This is a genomic window from Jiangella sp. DSM 45060 (assembly GCF_900105175.1).
Classification (GTDB): Bacteria; Actinomycetota; Actinomycetes; order Jiangellales; family Jiangellaceae; genus Jiangella.
This window is the reverse complement of sequence record NZ_LT629771.1, coordinates 6,265,905-6,283,031: the sequence shown is the minus strand read 5'-3', so window position 1 is coordinate 6,283,031 and position 17,127 is coordinate 6,265,905. Positions and strand designations below refer to the sequence as shown.

At 72.7% G+C, this 17,127-nt stretch carries 12 protein-coding genes; 10 read left to right on the top strand and 2 right to left on the bottom strand.

All coding sequences use genetic code 11. The annotated features are described in order from the left end of the window. Positions 1-125 precede the first annotated feature (125 nt). From pdhA to BLU82_RS36195, 3 genes are read left to right on the top strand one after another with little or no spacing between them, the layout of a single operon-like run. Positions 126-1,265: a pyruvate dehydrogenase (acetyl-transferring) E1 component subunit alpha gene (gene pdhA, locus BLU82_RS28250; RefSeq protein WP_092624237.1), complete on the top strand. Its 1,140-nt coding sequence runs from the start codon at positions 126-128 to the stop codon at positions 1,263-1,265. Continuing rightward, positions 1,262-2,239, top strand: coding sequence for an alpha-ketoacid dehydrogenase subunit beta (locus BLU82_RS28245; protein WP_092624236.1), 978 nt, complete (start codon positions 1,262-1,264; stop codon positions 2,237-2,239). The genes pdhA and BLU82_RS28245 overlap by 4 nt, the downstream gene beginning before the upstream one ends. A gap of 11 nt (positions 2,240-2,250) precedes the next feature. Further along, positions 2,251-3,657, top strand: a complete 1,407-nt coding sequence (locus BLU82_RS36195) for a dihydrolipoamide acetyltransferase family protein (RefSeq protein WP_092624235.1) — start codon at positions 2,251-2,253, stop codon at positions 3,655-3,657. 72 nt (positions 3,658-3,729) lie between these two features. Here the strand turns inward: BLU82_RS36195 and pcaF are convergent, their stop codons facing one another. Together pcaF and paaI are read right to left on the bottom strand one after the other, a co-directional pair. After that, complete coding sequence (gene pcaF, locus BLU82_RS28235; protein ID WP_092624234.1) at positions 3,730-4,935, bottom strand: 3-oxoadipyl-CoA thiolase; 1,206 nt, start codon at positions 4,933-4,935, stop codon at positions 3,730-3,732. Next, positions 4,932-6,812: a hydroxyphenylacetyl-CoA thioesterase PaaI gene (paaI, locus tag BLU82_RS28230; protein ID WP_092624233.1), complete on the bottom strand. Its 1,881-nt coding sequence runs from the start codon at positions 6,810-6,812 to the stop codon at positions 4,932-4,934. The genes pcaF and paaI overlap by 4 nt, the downstream gene beginning before the upstream one ends. A 96-nt stretch (positions 6,813-6,908) precedes the next feature. Here paaI and paaN point away from each other — a divergent pair, with 96 nt between their 5' ends. From paaN to BLU82_RS28195, 7 genes are all read left to right on the top strand, one after another. Next, a complete protein-coding gene (gene paaN / locus BLU82_RS28225) occupies positions 6,909-8,588 on the top strand; it encodes a phenylacetic acid degradation protein PaaN (protein ID WP_092624232.1) in 1,680 nt (559 codons plus the stop codon). Between the two features lie 177 nt (positions 8,589-8,765). Next, positions 8,766-10,130 carry an ABC transporter substrate-binding protein gene (locus BLU82_RS28220; protein ID WP_092624231.1) on the top strand — a complete coding sequence of 455 codons (1,365 nt, stop codon included), beginning with the start codon at positions 8,766-8,768 and terminating at the stop codon, positions 10,128-10,130. A gap of 103 nt (positions 10,131-10,233) precedes the next feature. Continuing rightward, a complete protein-coding gene (locus tag BLU82_RS28215; protein WP_092626400.1) occupies positions 10,234-11,172 on the top strand; it encodes a carbohydrate ABC transporter permease in 939 nt (312 codons plus the stop codon). Next, positions 11,169-12,089, top strand: a complete 921-nt coding sequence (locus tag BLU82_RS28210; RefSeq protein WP_092624230.1) for a carbohydrate ABC transporter permease — start codon at positions 11,169-11,171, stop codon at positions 12,087-12,089. Before BLU82_RS28215 ends, BLU82_RS28210 begins: the two co-directional genes overlap by 4 nt. Before the next feature lie 34 nt (positions 12,090-12,123). After that, on the top strand, positions 12,124-13,137 hold the full coding sequence (locus BLU82_RS28205) for a LacI family DNA-binding transcriptional regulator (protein WP_092624229.1): 1,014 nt from the start codon (positions 12,124-12,126) through the stop codon (positions 13,135-13,137). 40 nt (positions 13,138-13,177) lie between these two features. Next, a complete protein-coding gene (locus BLU82_RS28200; protein WP_092624228.1) occupies positions 13,178-15,241 on the top strand; it encodes an alpha/beta fold hydrolase in 2,064 nt (687 codons plus the stop codon). A 17-nt stretch (positions 15,242-15,258) separates the two neighbouring features. Further along, a complete protein-coding gene (locus BLU82_RS28195) occupies positions 15,259-17,088 on the top strand; it encodes an NHL domain-containing thioredoxin family protein (RefSeq protein WP_092624227.1) in 1,830 nt (609 codons plus the stop codon). Positions 17,089-17,127 lie beyond the last annotated feature (39 nt).

Here is a 17,127-nt window from a genome sequence, read left to right as displayed (position 1 = left end):
CTCCGGTCACGGTCATGCACCGCGGCGAGGCGAGGACCCACCCGTAGCCCCCACCCCGCCGCCGGTGGTCACGAGGAGCAGGCTCCCGCGGCAATCCTGCGGAGCCGACGACGTGAAGGAGACACATGACTGTCGAGACGGCGGCCGGGGCGACACCGCCCGAACCCGAACTCGTCCAGCTGCTCACCCCCGAGGGTCAGCGAGTGCCACACGAGCGCTACGACGCTCTCATCGCCGACGTCACCGGCGACGACGTCCGGTCCATGTACCGCGATCTCGTGCTGGGCCGCCGCGTCGACGGCGAGGCCGTGGCGCTGCAGCGGCAGGGCGAGCTGGGCCTGTGGGCCAGCCTGCTGGGCCAGGAGGCCGCGCAGGTCGGGTCGGCCCGGGCGCTGCGCGGCCAGGACCACGTCTTCCCGACGTACCGCGAGCACGCCGTCGCGCTGTGCCGCGGCGTCGACCCTCTGCACCTGCTGGCGCTGTTCCGCGGCGTCGACCAAGGCGGCTGGGACACCGTCGAGTCGAACTTCCACCTCTACACCATCGTCATCGGCGCCCAGACGCTGCACGCCACCGGCTACGCCATGGGCATCCAGCGCGACGGCGCCATCGGCACCGGCGACCCCGACCGCGACGCCGCCGTCATCGCCTACTTCGGCGACGGCGCCACCAGCCAGGGCGACGTCAACGAGGCGTTCATCTGGGCCAGCGTCACCAACGCGCCGGTGGTGTTCTTCTGCCAGAACAACCAGTGGGCCATCTCCGAGCCGCTGGAGCGGCAGACTCGCGTGCCGCTGTATCGCCGCGCCGCCGGGTTCGGCTTCCCCGGCGTCCGCGTCGACGGCAACGACGTCCTCGCCTGTCTGGCCGTCACCCGCGAGGCGCTGCAGCGGGCCCGCGACGGCGAGGGCCCCACGCTGGTCGAGGCGTTCACCTACCGCATGGGCGCCCACACCACCACCGACGATCCCACCCGCTACCGCCTCAACGCCGAGCTCGAGCACTGGAAGCTCAAGGACCCGATCGAGCGGGTGAAGGCGTACATGGTCCGCGGCGACCTCGCCGACCAAGCGTTCTTCGACGGCGTCGAGGAAGAGGCCGAGGAACTGGCCGTGCACCTGAGGGCCGCCTGCCGGGCGCTGCCCGATCCCACGCCCACGTCGATCTTCGACCACGTCTACGTCGAGCCCACGCCGCACCTCGTCGAGCAGCGCGAGGCCATGGCGACGTACCTCGACAGCTTCGCCGAGGAGGTGGCCCGATGACGAGCCTCAACATCATCAAGGCGGTCAACGCCGGCTTGCGGCGGTCCATGGAGAACGACGCCAAGGTCCTCGTCATGGGCGAGGACGTCGGCAAGCTCGGCGGCGTCTTCCGGGTCACCGACGGCCTGCAGAAGGACTTCGGCGAAGACCGCGTCATCGACACCCCGCTGGCCGAGTCCGGCATCATCGGCACCGCGGTCGGGCTGGCGCTGCGCGGCTACCGGCCGGTGTGCGAGATCCAGTTCGACGGCTTCGTGTTCCCGGGCTACGACCAGATCGTCAACCAGGTCGCGAAGATGCACTACCGCTCCGGCGGCCGGCTGCGGCTGCCCATCGTCATCCGCATCCCGTTCGGCGGTGCCATCGGCGCCGTCGAGCACCACAGTGAGAGCCCCGAGGCGTACTTCGCGCACACGCCGGGCCTCAAGGTGGTCACCTGCTCCAACCCGCTCGACGCGTACTGGATGATCCAGCAGGCCATCGAGCTCGACGACCCGGTCGTGTTCTTCGAGCCCAAGGGCCGCTACTACACGAAGGGCGAGGTCGACCTCGACGGCGAGGCCGACCTCCCGCTCGAGTCCGCGCGGGTGGCGCTGCCCGGCACCGACGCCACGGTGGTGGCGTACGGCCCCACCGTGAAGACCTGCCTCGACGCCGCCACGGCGGCCGCCGCCGACGGCCGGTCGCTCGAGGTCATCGACCTGCGCTCGCTGTCGCCGCTGGACCTCCGCGCGGTCTACGACTCCGTCCGGCGCACCGGCCGGCTGGTCGTCGTGCACGAGGCGCAGCGCACGCTCGGCATCGGCGCCGAGGTGGCCGCGCGGGTCACCGAGGAGTGCTTCTACTCGCTGGAGGCGCCGGTTCAGCGCGTCACCGGCTACGACACCCCGTATCCGCCGGCCCGGGTCGAGGAAGAGTACCTGCCCGACCTCGACCGCGTGCTCGACGCCGTCGACCGCACGTTCGCCTACTGAGGAGGGTCTGCATGAGCGTGTCGCAGTTCAACCTCCCCGACGTCGGCGAAGGGCTGACCGAGGCGGAGATCGTGTCCTGGAAGGTCAAGCCGGGCGACGACGTGAAGGTCAACGACGTCATCGTCGAGATCGAGACCGCCAAGTCGCTGGTCGAGTTGCCCTGCCCGTTCGCCGGCGTGGTCGAGACCCTGCTGGTCGACGAAGGCCAGACGGTCGACGTCGGCACCCCGATCATCGCGGTCCGGACGGGCTCGGGCCCGGCCCCGGCGGCCGCGGCCCCCGGTGCGGCCGAGGACATGCTGCCCGCCCCGGCGCCAGAGACCGAGCCGGCCGAGCCCGCGGAGGAGCGGCAGGCGGTGCTGGTCGGGTACGGCCCGCGGTCCACGACGGCGGCGCGGCGGCAGCGCAAGGCGCCGGCGGGCGCCCTCGCTGAGCCGCCCGCGCCCGAGCCGCCCGCGCCCGCGCCGGCCGCGCCGGCCGCGCCGGCCGCGCCGGCCGCGCCGGCCGCGCCCGAGCCCACCGGCGGCCGGGTGTCCGTGCTGGCCAAGCCGCCCGTGCGCAAGCTGGCCAAGGACCTCGGCGTCGACCTCGCCGCCGTCGTCCCGACCGGCCCCAACGGCACCATCACCCGCGATGACGTCCAGGCCGCGGCCGCCGCGCCCGCGCCGGCCGCCACCCCGGCCGTCGCGCCCACCGGCACCGGCTGGGACGGCCTGCCGCGGCAGGAGCGGGTCGCCATCCGCTCGGTCCGCAAGGCCACGGCGCAGGCGGTCACCACGTCGGCGTTCACCGCGCCGCACGTCACCGAGTTCGTCACCGTCGACGTCACCCGCACCATGAAGCTGGTCGAGCGGCTGCGCGACGCCCGCGAGTTCCGCGACGTCAAGCTGTCGCCGCTGGCGGTGCTGGCGAAGGCGGTCTGCATCGCGGCCCGCCGCACCCCTGACGTCAACGCCCGCTGGGACGACACCGCCGGCGAGATCGTGGTGCAGCGCTACGTGAACCTCGGCATCGCCGCGGCCACCCCGCGCGGGCTGGTCGTGCCGAACGTCAAGGACGCCGACCGCCTGCCGCTTCGTGAGCTGGCGGTGGCGATCAACCAGCTGGCCGCCACAGCGCGCGAGGGGAAGACGCCGCCGGCCGACATGCTCGGCGGCACCATCTCCATCACCAACGTCGGCGTGTTCGGCGTCGACACCGGCACGCCGATCCTGCCGCCCGGCGAGGCGGCCATCGTCGCGTTCGGAGCGGTGCGCAAGCAGCCGTGGGTGCACAAGGGCTCGGTGAAGCCGCGCTGGGTCACCACGCTCGCGCTCTCGTTCGACCACCGTCTGGTCGACGGCGAGCAGGGCTCGCGGTTCCTGGCCGACCTCGCCGCCCTGCTCGAGGACCCCGGCAACGCCCTGGTCTGGGGCTGAGCCCGTGCCATGAGCACCTCTACGCATCGATGCGTAGAGGTGCTCATGGCAAAGGCCCCGAAGAGGCCTGACTCAGGGCCGCTCCAGCAGCACCGCGATCCCCTGGCCCACGCCGATGCACATCGTCGCCAGCGCGTGCCGCGACTCGCGCCGCCTCAGCTCCAGCGCCGCGGACAGCGCGAGGCGGGCGCCGCTCATGCCGAGCGGGTGGCCGAGCGCGATGGCGCCGCCGTTCGGGTTCACGTGCTCGGCGTCGTCGGGCAGGCCGAGCTGACGCAGGCAGGCCAGCGCCTGCGCGGCGAACGCCTCGTTCAGCTCGACGTTGCCGACGTCGGCGAGCGCGACCCCGGCCCGGGTGAGCAGCTTGCGCGTGGCCGGGACCGGGCCGAGCCCCATGACCCGCGGCTCGACCCCGGCCGTCGCCGCGCCGGTGACGCGGGCCAGCGGCTCGACGCCGTGACGCTCGACCGCGGCCGCGCTCATGACCAGCAGGGCGGCGGCGCCGTCGTTGACGCCCGACGCGTTGCCGGCGGTGACGGTGCCGTCGGGCCGCACGACCGGCCGCAGCCGGGCCAGCGCCTCCAGCGAGGTCTCGCGCGGGTGCTCGTCGGTGTCGACGGTCACCGGGTCGGCGCCGCGCCGGGCCGCGGGCACGTCGACCGGCACGATCTCCGCCGCCAGCTCCTTGCGCCGCACGGCGGCCCGCTGCTGGCTGCGCAGCGCGAACGCGTCCTGGTCGGCCCGGGTGACGCCGTGCTCGGCGGCGACGTTCTCGGCCGTCTGCGGCATGGAGTCGGTGCCGTACGCCGCCTCCAGCGCCGCGTTGACGAACCGCCAGCCGATGGTGGAGTCGTAGACCTGCGCGTTGGCGCGGTCGAACGCGGCCTGCGCCTTCGGCAGCACGAACGGCGCCCGCGACATCGACTCGACCCCGCCGGCCACGACGACGTCGGCCTCACCGGTGCGCACGGCCCGGGCGGCGTACGCCAGCGCGTCGAGTCCGGAGCCGCACAGCCGGTTCACCGTGACGCCCGGCACCGACGTCGGGTAGCCGGCCAGCAGCACGGCCATGCGGGCGACGTCGCGGTTGTCCTCGCCGGCCTGGTTGGCGCAGCCCAGCACGACCTCGTCGACGGCGTCGGCCGGCACCCCGGGGTGCCGGGCCAGCAGCTCGCGCAGCACGTGCGCCGCGAGGTCGTCGGGGCGCACGGACGCCAGCGCCCCGCCGTACCGCCCGATGGGCGTCCGCACGCCGTCGACCAGGAACGCCTCGCTCATGTGTCCTCCTCGCCGGGCACCAGGGTGCCGGGGATCTCGCGGGACCGGCCGCGGAACTCCGCGATGGCCGCGCCGTCGCGGTAGACGGTGACGTCGTAGACGCCGCTGCGCTCGCCCCGGTGCCGTTCCTCGGCGACGGCGAGCAACTGGTCGCCCTCGTGTGCCGGCGCGAGGAACGCGATGTCCGCGCCCTGCGCGACGGTGCTGCGGTTGTACGAGTTGCACGCGACGGCGAACGCGGTGTCGGCGAGCGTGAAGATCAGCCCGCCATGGCAGATCCCGTGGCCGTTCAGCATGTCGGCGCGCACCCGCATGCTGACGCGGGCGGCGCCGGGCTCGATGTCGTCGAGCGTCATGCCGAGCTCCCGCGAGGCGGCGTCGCCGGCCAGCATCGCCTCGGCGGCGCGCCGGGCGAGGTCGTGGCGGCGGTGGTCGCGGGCCGAGGCGCGATCGCGCAGCCGCGCCGAGACGCGGTACCGGCCGGGGTCGTCGGCGGTGGCGGCCAGCGCGTCCAGCACGCCGGTGACCCAGTCCCAGCCCAGCGCCGTGCCCCACTCGTACGGCCCGCGCGGGTAGTTGGTGCCCAGGCGCATCGCCGTGTCGACGTCGTCTGCGGTCGCGACCCCGGAGTCGACGGCGTCGGCGGCCGCCGCGGCGAGCGTCGCCACCGTCCGGGCCACCACCAGGCCGGGGAGGTCGGGCAGCAGCGTCACGGCGAACCCACGGCTCTGCAGGAACCCGACGGCGGCCTCGACGTGCTCCTTCGGCGCGTGCTCGGGTGCGGCGACGCCGACCCGCGCCGGCGACCGGTCCAGGGCGAGGTCGACCAGCACGACGGTGCGCGGTCCGCCGCCGGTGTGCTGCGCCGCGGTGCGGCCGTCGGCCGGTCGCAGCTCGACGTCGCCGTTGCCCACGCTCCAGCCCGGTGCGGACGGGTCGAGCTCACCGGCCCCGGCCCACGTGTCCGGGGCGGCGGTGACGGGGTCGGCGGTCGGCGGCGCCGGGGGCGGCTCGTCGGCGGGGTAGATGCCGCCGCCGCTCTTGCGGCCCAGCCGCCCGTCGGCGACCAGCCGCTCCTGCAGCACCGACGGCGTGAAGCGCGGGTCGCGGCCGAACGCCTCCCACACTGACCGGCTGACCGCGAGGTTGACGTCGTGGCCGATGAGGTCGGCCAGTTCGAACGGGCCCATCCGGAAGCCGCCGGACTCGCGCAGCAGCGCGTCGACCGTCGCGGCGTCGACCCGGCCCGACTCCAGCAGCCGGAACGCCTCGCCGTAGAACGGCCGGGCCACCCGGTTGACGATGAAGCCAGGCGTCGACGCGGCCCGCACCGGCGTCTTGCCCCAGGCTCGCGCGGTGGCCACCAGGACGTCGGCCACCGCGGCGTCGGTGTGCGCCCCGCTGACCACCTCGACCAGCGGCAGCAGCGGCGCGGGGTTGAAGAAATGCAGTCCGGCGAAGCGGCCCGGGTGGGCCAGCTCGGCGGCGATCGCGTCGACCGACAGCGACGACGTGTTCGTGGTCAGCACCGCGTCGGGCCCGCAGACCGCCTCCAGCCCGGTGAACAGCGCCCGCTTGACCTCGAGGTCCTCGACGACGGCCTCGATCACCAGGCCACAGCCGGCGAGGTCGTCCAGCGTGGTGACGGCGTGCAGCCGGCTCGCGGCGTCCTCGGCCTCCTCGGCGAGCAGCCGGCCCTTGTCGACGGCGCGGGCCAGCCGCTGGAAGACCGCGTCGACGGCGGCCTCGGCGGCGCCGCGGGCCGCGTCGTACACCCGCACCTCGTGCCCGGCGGCCGCGGCCACCTGGGCGATGCCGGCGCCCATGGTCCCGGCCCCGATGACGCCGACGGGCACCGAACGTGCGATCGCGTCCATGCTTCGAGTGTCTCCCCTCATGGACGGGCGGCGGGTGGCTGTGACAGAGTGGAGCCAACTGGGCGATAGTTTGTCACATGCTGTGGAGGTCCCGCGATGGCGCTGGGCAGTCTGATCGATCGGCACCGCGACCTCCTCGGCCGGGCCGAGGCCGCCATCGGCGAGCGGACGTTCTTCTCCGCCTATCCCGAGTCGCCGAGTCCGCGAGTGTACGGCGAGACCGCGGCCGCCGAGGGGCAGGCCGCGCACGAGGCGCACCTCGGCGCCGACTTCCCGCTGCGCACGCCCGGCGCCGACGGCACCGTCGCCACCGAGACCAGCCCGTTCGGGCCCGAGCTCGGCGTTCGCTACCCGCGGGTGCCGGCCACCGACGACGCGGTCTCGACGCTGCTGGGCGCGGCCCAGGCGGCCATCCCGGCCTGGCGCGACGCCGGCGCCGACGGCCGCGCGGCCGTCTGCCTCGAGGTGCTGTCGCGGCTGCACGGACGCATCTTCGAGCTGGCCCAGGCGGTCATGCACACCTCCGGCCAGGCGTTCGTCATGGCCTTCCAGGCCGGTGGCGCGCACGCACTGGACCGCGCGCTGGAGGCGGTGGCGTACGCGCACGCCGAGCAGGCCCGCATCCCCGGCGAGGTGCTGTGGGAAAAGCCGGCCAAGGGCGAGCCGCTGCGTATGACGAAGACCTTCCACGTGGTGCCCCGCGGCGTCGCGCTGGTCATCGGCTGCAACACGTTCCCGACCTGGAACTCCTGGCCCGGCCTGTTCGCGTCGCTGGCCACCGGCAACGCCGTCGTCGTCAAGCCGCACCCCAGCGCCGTCCTGCCGCTGGCCATCACCGTGCGGACGATCCGCGAGGTGCTCGAGGAGTACGGCTTCGACCCCGACCTCGTCACGCTGGCTGCCGAGGACCCGGCCGACCGCCTGGCCGCGGTGCTCGCCGTCCGGCCCGAGGTGCGCGTCATCGACTTCACCGGCTCCACGGCGTTCGGGGAATGGCTCGAGCAGCACGCCCGCCAGGCCGTCGTGTTCACCGAGAAGGCCGGGCTGAACACCGTCGTCGTCGACTCCACCGACGACCTTCAGGGCCTGGTGAACAACCTCGCGTTCTCGCTCAGCCTCTACACCGGGCAGATGTGCACGGCGCCGCAGAACGTGTTCGTCCCGCGCGACGGTGTCCTCACCGACCAGGGCAGGGTGACGTTCGACGGGTTCGGCCAGGCGCTGGCCGGGGCCATCGACAAGCTGCTCGGCGACGACGCGCGCGCGGTCGAGATCCTCGGCGCGGTGGTCAACGACGGCGTCCGCGACCGCGTCGACGCCACGGCCGGCGACACCGACGTCGTCCTGGCCGCCCGCACCATCCAGCACCCGGCCTGGCCCGAGGCCACCGTCCGCACGCCCGCCGTCGTCGCCGTCGACATCGCCGACCAGGACCGCTACTCGGCCGAGTGCTTCGGCCCGGTCTCGTTCCTCATCGCCGCCGACTCCACCGCCCAGGCGCTGGACCGCTTCGCGTCGTCCGTCCGCGAGCACGGCGGCATGACGGCGTCGGTCTACTCCACCGACCCGGCCGTGCTCGACGCCGCCGAGCAGGCCGCCGTCGAGGCCGCCGTGCCGTTGTCGATCAACCTCACCGGCGGCGTCTTCGTCAACCAGTCGGCCGCGTTCTCCGACTTCCACGGCACCGGCGCCAACCCCGCCGCCAACGCGACCCTCACCGACGCCGCGTTCGTGGCCTCGCGGTTCCGGGTGGTCGCCGCGCGCAGGCACGCCTGAGCCGTCCGTGTCACATCTCACATGCGCCGGAGCGGCGTGACGTAATCGTTACGGCGAAGTTGCCGATGGGCTCTTGCAATTTTCGAGCGTAAACGTTTTCGTTCAGGCACTGGAACATGCATTGGGATTCGAGCGGCAGGTGCTCGGACCGATCCCTTCTGGGAGGGAGACAGACACATGGCGATGAGCAGCGCCCGCAAGGGCTGGGCGGCTGTCGGCCTCGCTGCGAGCGTGTCGCTCGTCCTGGCCGCGTGCGGGGGCGACGACGGCGACGACGACACCGCTGGGGGCGGCGGTGAGACCGGAGGCGGCGGCGACTGCGCCTTCGCGGAGGACTTCACGGGGCTCGAAGGCACCTCGGTGACCGTCTACAGCACCATCGTCGCGCCGGAGGACGCGCCGCTCGAGGCGTCGTTCGACGCGTTCGAGGAGTGCACCGGCATGACGGTCGTCTACGAGGGCTCGGACGAGTTCGAGGCGCAGCTGCCGGTGCGCGTCCAGGGCGGCTCGCCGCCCGACCTCGCGATCATCCCGCAGCCGGGTCTGATGGCCACGCTGGTCCGCGACTACGACGCCATCATCCCGGTGCCCGACGAGGCCCGGGCCAACGTCGAGGCCTCATTCGACCCGGCATGGGTCGACTACGGCACCGTCGACGGCACCTACTACGGCACGCCGTTCGGCGCGAACGTCAAGTCGTTCGTCTGGTACTCGCCGTCGGCGTTCGAGGAGGCGGGCTACGAGATCCCGGAGACCTGGGACGACCTGATCGCGCTCTCGGACCAGATCGTGGCCGACGGCGGCATGCCCTGGTGCGCCGGCTTCGGCTCCGGCGACGCCACCGGCTGGCCCGGCACCGACTGGGTCGAGGAGGTCATGCTCCGCACGGCGGGCATCGACGCCTACCGGCAGTGGTACAACCACGAAATCCCGTTCAACGACCCGCAGGTGGCCGAGGCGTTCGACACGGTCGCCGAGATCCTCAAGAACGACCAGTACGTCAACGGCGGCCTGGGCGACGTCAGCAGCATCGCCACCACGCGGTTCGAGGACGGCGGCCTGCCGATCCTGCAGGGCAACTGCTGGATGCACCGTCAGGCCTCGTTCTACCAGGCCAACTGGGGTGAGGGCGTCGAGGTGGCCGAGGACGGCGACGTGTACGCGTTCTACCTGCCGGGCATCAACCCCGAGCACGGCAACCCGGTGCTGGGCGGCGGCGAGTTCGTCGCGGCGTTCACGGAGCGTCCGGAGGTCCAGGCCTTCCAGACGTACCTGTCCACGGACCACTGGCACGCCGAGCGGGCGGCCAAGGGCAACTTCGTGTCGGCCAACCGCACGGTGCCGATCGACGCCTACGACAGCCCGGTCAACCAGCTGTCGGCCGAGATCATCCAGGACCCCGAGGCGGTCTTCGGGTTCGACGCGTCGGACCTGATGCCGGCCGAGGTCGGGACCGTCGCGTTCTGGACCGGGATGGTCAACTGGATCACCGGCGCCGAAACGCAGGAGACGGTCGACGCCATCGAGGACGCCTGGCCGTAAGGGATGACAGGTGGGCGAGCGGGGGATCCCCCGCTCGCCCACCCCTCCCTGTCCTCCCGTTTCGAGGTGGTGACACGTGGACAATTCCGAGAAGCTCGTGCAGATGGCCCTCGCGATCGCCCTGTTCGTCGCGCTGATGGGGCTGATCCTGCTGGTCACCGGCAGGGTCCGGCGGCGGGCCGACCTGTGGCAGTCGCTGGCCTTCGTGCTGCCGGCCCTGCTGCTCCTGGCGGTCGGGCTGGTCTACCCGGCCATCCGCACCACGTACCAGTCGTTCTTCGACCGCACGAGTGACGCGTTCGTCGGGCTGGACAACTACGAGTTCGTCTTCACCAACGACGCCATGCTCACGGTGCTGCGCAACACCGCGATCTGGGTGTTCCTGACGCCGATCCTCTCGACGTTCATCGGGCTGGTCTACGCGGTGCTGGTCGACCGCAGCCGGGTCGAGGCCGCTGCCAAGGCGGTCATCTTCCTGCCCATGGCCATCTCGCTGGTCGGCGCGTCGATCATCTGGAAGTTCGTCTACGAGTACCGGCCGGACCAGCAGGGCATCGAGCAGATCGGCCTGCTGAACCAGGTGCTCGTCTGGCTCGGCGCCGAACCACGGCAGTTCCTCATCGGCGAACCGTGGAACACGCTCTTCCTCATCGTGATCATGGTCTGGGTCCAGGCCGGGTTCGCCATGACGGTGCTGGCGGCGGCCATCAAGGCCATCCCGGCCGACATCACCGAGGCGGCCCAGCTCGACGGCCTGACCGGCGTGCGGATGTTCCGCTACATCACGGTGCCGAGCATCCGCCCGGCGCTCGTGGTGGTGCTGACGACCATCGCGATCGGCACGCTCAAGGTCTTCGACATCGTCCGCACGATGACCGGCGGGCAGTTCGGGACCAGCGTCATCTCGTACGAGTTCTACACGCAGGGCTTCCGCACGCTGAACACCGGTATCGCGTCCGCGCTGGCCGTCGTGCTGTTCGTCCTGGTGGTGCCGATCGTCGTCTACAACGTCCGGCAGATGCGAAAGGCGGAGTACCGATGAGCGCCGTCATCCCGACCCCGGCCGTCCAGGAGGAACTGGCCGGACTCGAGCCGGCCACCATCTCCGGGCGGGCGCGGAAGCGGCTGACGTCGCGCTGGGCGTCGTTGGCCGCGCTGGTCATCGCCGTGCTCTGGACCATCCCGACGTTCGGCCTGCTGCTGTCATCGCTGCGGCCGGAGCAGTCGCTGAAGACCACCGGCTGGTGGACTTGGTTCACCAACCCGGAGTTGACGCTGGCCAACTACGACGAGGTGCTCTACGGCCAGACGGCGCTGTCGACGTACTTCATCAACTCGATCGTCATCACGATCCCGTCGGTGGTCATCCCGGTGACCCTCGCCTGCCTCGCGGCGTACGCGTTCGCGTGGATGAAGTTCCCGTACCGGGACACGGTGTTCGTCGCGGTGTTCGCGCTGCAGATCGTGCCGCTGCAGATCGCGCTGATCCCGCTGCTGCGGCTCTACGTCGACTCCGGCCTGCACGGCGGGGGCTCGTTCTGGCCGCTGTGGATCTCGCACACGATCTTCGCGCTGCCGCTGGCGATCTTCCTGCTGCACAACTTCTTCAAGGAGGTCCCGGCGGAGCTGGTCGAGGCGGCTCGCGTCGACGGCGCCGGACACGTCACGATCTTCCTGCGGATCATGCTGCCGCTGGTCACTCCGGCCATCGCCGCGTTCGGCATCTTCCAGTTCCTCTGGGTCTGGAACGACCTGCTGGTGGCGGTCACCATGGTCGGCGGCACTCGCGACGTGGCGCCGCTGACGGCGCGCATCGCCGAGCTGGCCGGCAGCCAGGGCACGGAGTGGCACCTGCTGACGGCGGGCGCGTTCATCTCCATGATCATCCCGGTGATCGTGTTCCTCTCACTCCAGCGCTACTTCGTCCGAGGATTGCTCGCGGGTAGCGTCAAGGGGTGACCCTGGACGACTCCGCGGCCGAGAGAACTCAGCGATGACCGGAATCGTCGACGTCGCCGCCAGGGCCGGGGTCTCGGTGGCGACGGTGTCGCGTGCCCTGCGCGGGCTGCCGGGGGTGTCCGCCGCCACCCGGCAGCTCGTGCAGGACATCGCGGCCGAGCTGGGCTACGTCGCGTCGCCCAGCGCGGCCGGTCTGCCCACCGGCCGCACGGGCGCCGTCGCCGTCGTGTCGCCGGTGGCCCGCGGCTGGTACTTCACCGCCGTCCTCGAGGGCGCGCAGGAGGTGCTGGCACAGCACGGCTACGACGTCCTGCGCTACGACCTGTCCGAGGTCGAGACCAACCGGCGCAAGGTCTTCGACACCCAGCTGCTGCGCAAGCGGGCCGACGGCCTGCTCATCATGAGCCTGCCGCTGGACGCCGACGAGGTCGCCGCGCTGCACGCCATGCACCGTCCGGTCATGGTCGTCGGGCCGATCGTGCCGGGCATCCCGACCGTCCGCGTCGACGACGTCGAGGTGGGCCGGCAGGCGACCCGCCACCTGGTCGAACTGGGCCACCGCAGCATCGGCTTCGCCGGCGGCGACCCCGACGACCACCTCGGCTTCCCGGTCTCGCCGGACCGCCGGCTCGGCTACGCCGAGGTGCTGCGCGCGGCCGGGATCGAGCCCGACCCGCGGCTCACGGTGCCGGCCAAGTTCACCGTCGAGGCCGGCATCGCCGCGTACGAGGAGCTGGCCGCCCGCGGCGTCCGGCCGACGGCGGTGTTCGCGGTCTCCGACGAGGTCGCGATGGGCATCATGTACGCCGCCCGCCACGACGGCGTCCGAGTGCCCGAGGACCTCTCCGTCGTCGGCGTCGACGACCACGACCTGTCCTGGCTGTTCGGCCTGTGCACGGTCGCGCAGGACGTGCGCCAGGAGGGCCGGCTGGCGGCGACGGCGCTGGTCGAGCGGCTGCGCTCCGGCATCGACACCGAGCCGTCGATCACCACCGTCCCGACCCGGCTGATCGTCCGCACGAGCACCGCACCACCGCTACGTAGGTAGACCTGTCAGGACGCCTCATTCCCGTGATAGGTAAGAAACCGTGACACAGACCACGCCGGAGACCCCGGACCTCCCACCCACTCCGTTCCACGACCTGGACGCCTATGTGGCCCTGCCGCGCACCGGCGGGCTGGCGCTGTCGCCCGACGGCCGCCGCCTGGTCACCGCGGTGTCGACGCTGAGCCCCGACAGCACGAAGTACGTCACCGCGCTGTGGGAGGTCGACCCCGCCGGTGAGCGTCCGGCCCGCCGGCTGACCCGCAGCGCCAAGGGCGAGAGCGGCGCCGCGTTCCTGCCCGACGGCTCGCTGCTGTTCGGCTCCGGACGGCCCGACCCGTCCGCCAAGGACGACGACGAGGTCCCGCTGCTCTGGCTGCTCCCGGCCGACGGCGGCGAGGCGCGCGTCGTCGCCAAGCGGCCCGGCGGCGTCGGCGGCGTGGTCGTCGCGCGCGAGTCGGGGACCGTCGTGGTCGCCTCCAGCACCTTCCCCTCGTCGACCGACACCGAGTCCGAGGAGAAGCGGCGCAAGGAGCGCAAGGAGAAGAAGGTCGCCGCGATCCTGCACGAGCGCTACCCGGTGCGCTACTGGGACCACGACCTCGGGCCCGACGCGCCGCGGCTGTTCGCCGGCGTCCTGGGCGACGGCGAGTCCCCGCTCGACGACCCCAGGGTCGAGCTGCACGACCTCACCCCCGACGCCGGCCGGTCGCTCGACTCCGCCGCCTATGACGTCAGCGCCGACGGCAGCACCGTCGTCACGGTGTGGAACGTGCCCGAGCGCGGCGGGTTCCGCCAGTCACTGGCGCTGATCGACGTCGCGACCGGTGAGCGGCGGCTGCTGGCCGACGACGCCGACTTCGACTTCGAGGCGCCGAAGTTCGCTCCCGACGGCGCCAGCGTCGCGGCCATCAAGGGCCGGCGCTCCACTCCGGACGAGCCGGTCGACCAGGAACTGGTGGTCATCACCGTCGCCGACGGCGCCACCCGGTCGATCACCGCCGACTGGGACCGCTGGCCGGGCGCCCCGGTGTGGACGCCCGACGGCGCAGCCCTCCTGTTCGCCTCCGACGACGACGGCCGGTCGCCGGTCTTCCGGGCCGACCTCGGCAGCGGCGAGATCACTCGCATCACCGCCGACGACTACGCCTACTCCGACCTCGTCGTCTCGCCCGACGGCCAGACCCTCTACGCGCTGCGCACGTCGTACCTCGAGCCGCCGCGCCCGGTCCGGCTGTCCGCGACCGCCGCCCGGCAGGACTCCCAGCCGCTGCCGGCGCCGGCGCCCGTCCCCGCGCTGCCCGGCACCCTCACCGAGCTCGACACCACCGCCGCCGACGGCGTGCGGGTGCGGGCCTGGCTGGCGCTGCCCGACGGCGCGTCGGCCACCAGCCCGGCGCCGCTGCTGCTGTGGATCCACGGCGGCCCCCTCGGGTCGTGGAACGCGTGGTCGTGGCGGTGGAACCCGTGGCTCGCGGTCGCCCAGGGCTACGCCGTCCTGCTGCCCGACCCCGCGCTGTCGACCGGCTACGGCCTCGACTTCATCCGCCGCGGCTGGGGCTCCTGGGGCAAGGCCCCGTTCACCGACCTCATGGCCATCACCGACGCCGCCGTCGCCCGCGACGACGTCGACGACACCCGCACCGCCGCCATGGGCGGCTCGTTCGGCGGCTACATGGCCAACTGGGTGGCGGGCAACACCGACCGCTTCGACGCCATCGTCACCCACGCCAGCCTCTGGGCCCTCGACCAGTTCGGCCCCACCACCGACGCCGCCTTCTACTGGGTCAAGGAGATGTCGGCCGAGATGGCCGCGGCGAACTCCCCGCACAACCACGTCGACTCCATCACCACGCCCATGCTCGTCATCCACGGCGACCGCGACTACCGGGTGCCGATCGGCGAGGCGCTGCGGCTCTGGTTCGAGATCGCCTCCCGCGCCCAGGGCGACGACGGCGAGATGCCGCACAAGTTCCTCTACTTCCCCGACGAGAACCACTGGATCCTCACCCCGCAGCACGCGAAGGTCTGGTACGAGACGGTGTTCGCGTTCCTCGCCCACAACGTGCTGGGCAAGGACTGGGAGACGCCGGCCATCCTCACCTGACCGCGCACAATGGACCCATGGCATCGACTGGACGGGCCCGGGTCCGCGCTCCCGAACTGGTGGGCCGCGGGGGTTGGCTGAACACCGGCGACAACACGCCGACCCTCGCGGAACTGCGCGGCCGCTTCGTGCTGCTCGACTTCTGGACCTTCTGCTGCATCAACTGCCTGCACGTCCTCGACGAGCTGCGGCCGCTGGAAGAGCGGTACGGCGACGTGCTGACGGTGGTGGGGGTGCACTCGCCGAAGTTCGTCCACGAGGCCGAGCACGAGGCGGTCGTCGCGGCGGTGGAGCGGTACGGGGTGCACCACCCGGTGCTCGACGACCCGGAGCTGACGACGTGGCAGAACTACGCCGTCCGGGCGTGGCCGACGCTGACGCTGGTCGACCCCGAGGGGTACATCGCGGCGCAGTTCTCCGGCGAGGGCCACGCGCACGCGCTCATGGCGATCCTCGACGAGCTGATCCCGGTGCACGAGGCCAAGGGCACGCTGCGCCGCGGCGACGGCCCGTACGTGCCGCCCGAGCCGGTGCCCACGACGCTGCGGTTCCCGGGGAAGGTGGTCGCGCTGCCGGGCGGCACGTTCCTGGTCAGCGACACCGGCAACCACAGCCTGGTCGAGCTGGCCGACGACCTCGAGACGGTGGTCCGGCGCATCGGCACCGGTGAGCGCGGCCTCGTCGACGGCGGCCCGCGCGACGCGCGGTTCAGCGAGCCGCAGGGCATGACGCTGCTGCCGTCCGAGCTGCGCCCACACGCCGGCTACGACATCATCGTCGCCGACACCGTCAACCACGTGCTGCGCGGCGTCCGGCTGGCCGACGGCCAGGTCACGACCATCGCCGGCACCGGCACGCCGTGGATGCAGGGCGACCCCAACGGCGACGACGTCAGCGGCGACCCTCGCGCCGTCCCGATGTCGTCGCCGTGGGACATCATCTGGTCGCCGGCACACACCACCGTCGTCGTCGCGATGGCCGGCATCCACCAGCTGTGGGCGTTCGACCCGAAGGAGCCGTCCATCCAGGTGCTGGCCGGCACCACGAACGAAGGGCTGGTCGACGGCAAGCTGCGCGACGCCTGGTTCGCGCAGACGTCGGGGCTGACGGTGACGCCCGACCGCACGCTGTGGCTGGCCGACTCCGAGACGTCGGCGCTGCGCGCCGTGCGCGACGGCATGGTCGAGTCCGCCGTCGGCACCGGGCTGTTCGACTTCGGCTTCCGCGACGGCCCGGCCGGCCAGGCGCTGCTGCAGCACCCGCTCGGCGTCACGGCGCTGCCCGACGGCTCGGTGGCCGTCAGCGACACCTACAACAACGCCGTCCGCCGCTACGACCCCGCGTCGGGCGAGGTGAGCACGCTCGCCACCGGCCTGCGCGAGCCGAGCGGCGCGGTCGTCGACGGCGAGTTCCTGGTGGTGGTCGAGTCCGCCGCGCACCGCCTCACCCGCATCCCGCTCGGAGCCGCGGCGACGGCGTCCGGCTCGGCGCACCGCACCCAGCGCCCGGCCCTCGATGTCGCACCGGGCGAGGTCGAGCTAGTCGTCGTGTTCGACCCGCCGCCGGGGCAGAAGCTGGACGAGCGCTACGGCCCGGCCACCCGGCTGACGGTGTCGTCGACGCCCGCGCCGCTGCTGACCGGCGGCGAGGGCCGCGACACCGCGCTCACCCGCCGGCTGACGGTCGCGCCCGGCGCCGACGGCGTCCTGCACGTCGCCGCCATGGCCGCGTCCTGCGACGACGGCGGCGAGAACGCCGCCTGCCACATCCACCAGCAGGACTGGGGCATCCCGGTCCGCGTGGCCGACGGCGGCACCAGCCGCATCGAGCTCGTGCTGTCCGGCTGACCTGCGGCGACGCATCATCCTTCCGCTTCCCTGGAGGTG

Bases quoted from the DNA above. Each gene is read 5' to 3' on its own strand.
- BLU82_RS36195 (WP_092624235.1), top strand. From the start codon at position 2,251: ATGAGCGTGTCGCAGTTCAACCTCCCCGACGTCGGCGAAGGGCTGACC.
- BLU82_RS28215 (WP_092626400.1), top strand. From the start codon at position 10,234: ATGGCCCTCGCGATCGCCCTGTTCGTCGCGCTGATGGGGCTGATCCTG.
- BLU82_RS28220 (WP_092624231.1), top strand. From the start codon at position 8,766: ATGGCGATGAGCAGCGCCCGCAAGGGCTGGGCGGCTGTCGGCCTCGCT.
- paaN (WP_092624232.1), top strand. From the start codon at position 6,909: ATGGCGCTGGGCAGTCTGATCGATCGGCACCGCGACCTCCTCGGCCGG.
- BLU82_RS28245 (WP_092624236.1), top strand. From the start codon at position 1,262: ATGACGAGCCTCAACATCATCAAGGCGGTCAACGCCGGCTTGCGGCGG.
- pdhA (WP_092624237.1), top strand. From the start codon at position 126: ATGACTGTCGAGACGGCGGCCGGGGCGACACCGCCCGAACCCGAACTC.
- paaI (WP_092624233.1), bottom strand. From the start codon at position 6,812: ATGGACGCGATCGCACGTTCGGTGCCCGTCGGCGTCATCGGGGCCGGG.
- BLU82_RS28205 (WP_092624229.1), top strand. From the start codon at position 12,124: ATGACCGGAATCGTCGACGTCGCCGCCAGGGCCGGGGTCTCGGTGGCG.
- BLU82_RS28195 (WP_092624227.1), top strand. From the start codon at position 15,259: ATGGCATCGACTGGACGGGCCCGGGTCCGCGCTCCCGAACTGGTGGGC.
- pcaF (WP_092624234.1), bottom strand. From the start codon at position 4,935: ATGAGCGAGGCGTTCCTGGTCGACGGCGTGCGGACGCCCATCGGGCGG.
- BLU82_RS28210 (WP_092624230.1), top strand. From the start codon at position 11,169: ATGAGCGCCGTCATCCCGACCCCGGCCGTCCAGGAGGAACTGGCCGGA.